2 pseudogenes are annotated in these 1,255 nt (G+C 58.9%); both read right to left on the bottom strand.

Annotation, left to right across the window (positions count from 1 at the left end):
* Positions 1-717, bottom strand: a pseudogene (locus tag AC1DOC_RS34140) (hypothetical protein); the annotation flags it as partial.
* A gap of 96 nt (positions 718-813) precedes the next feature.
* Positions 814-1,255, bottom strand: a pseudogene (locus tag AC1DOC_RS34145) (hypothetical protein); the annotation flags it as partial.

Below are 1,255 nucleotides of genomic sequence, written 5' to 3' on the forward strand. Positions count from 1 at the left end.
CTCCCACAACAGTGGGGCATGATTGGCGGCGGTTCTTGCGGGACCAACAAAGATGCAATCTTCGCCTGTGGCTTTGGCGTCGCTCGTGTCGAAAGATGGGTGATACAACGCCAGCGAACTGATTCCGCCGCGACGGTCGCCAGCAATGTCGCACAACGCGCGCAGTCGATCCCACTCGAAGATTTGATTACCTCCGCAGTAGCCAGGGCGCAGCACATATACCTTTCGCGTGAGGCGATTGAAGCGGATGCGACCTCTGGCGTAAGTGAAGAACGAAGAGCGCGCGCCCATGTAGTAGAAGGCGGCGAACAGCATGAACGCGCTGGCCGCGGCCAAGGGAAACAAGAGGAGCCAACCAAACCACAGCAACGACCAGTCCGCTGGGTCACGATCGGCCACGTGCCAGAACATGATGACTTGGTTGAATAGTATGGGATGTATGGCAAAGCCATACCATCCCCAAATGATGAGCAGCGCCATCGGGACTACCAACAGCAAACCAAACACCACCAAACGCTGCCTTTCCCAGCCGGGATTGCATAACTCCAGGTATGTATTGTTCTGCGCAAAGGCGCAACGCCCCGGTAAATTGATGCCCTCGGCATCGCTGGGTTCGTCGGAGCGCCACTGGCGTTGACTGTTGACACGAAATTCTTCGCGAGCCTTCTCGATGGACTTTCTCTTTATGCGGGCGTAGGTATCTTCGAGGGCAAACATGACGTCTTTCTTTAGCCCGGTGCCCCGGTAGCTTCAACAGCGCCGAAAGCCGAAGCCTGCGTGTACACGCGGACGTTCGGTTGCGGGTCGTCGGGCTCATGCCGGGCGCGACATTGCTTCTTGTTGCGCCTCGGCCGTTCCCCAATGCCGCAGGAATTCGATCTCGTCGGCCTTGCTCAGCCTGCCCTGTGCCCGGTAGACGAGAGCCGTCATCACAGCGCCCGTCTGCACAGGCTTGTCTTCAGGTTCGCCCATGCCTGAATCGCTTTGCCACTCCTTCGGGAATGCAGGCCACGAGCAGGTGACTTGACTGAGCATGTGATATGCGGTTTCCATCACCCCTGGGCGTTGCTCCAGCTTGTACTGGCTGGAACTGGGCTTGCCGCAGTAGGTCGTGTGCTCTTGCCCTATCCGCTCCGGAATGCCCTCCTGGCCGGGACCGTATTCCATGTAGCGGCGGATGTACTCCCACAGCGGAGCCGCGTCCTGCTGCATGGGCAATGTGGGGCCAACGAAGATGGCGTCTTCGCCCTTGGCT

It is taken from the genome of Variovorax sp. 01T439_2, assembly GCF_056398445.1.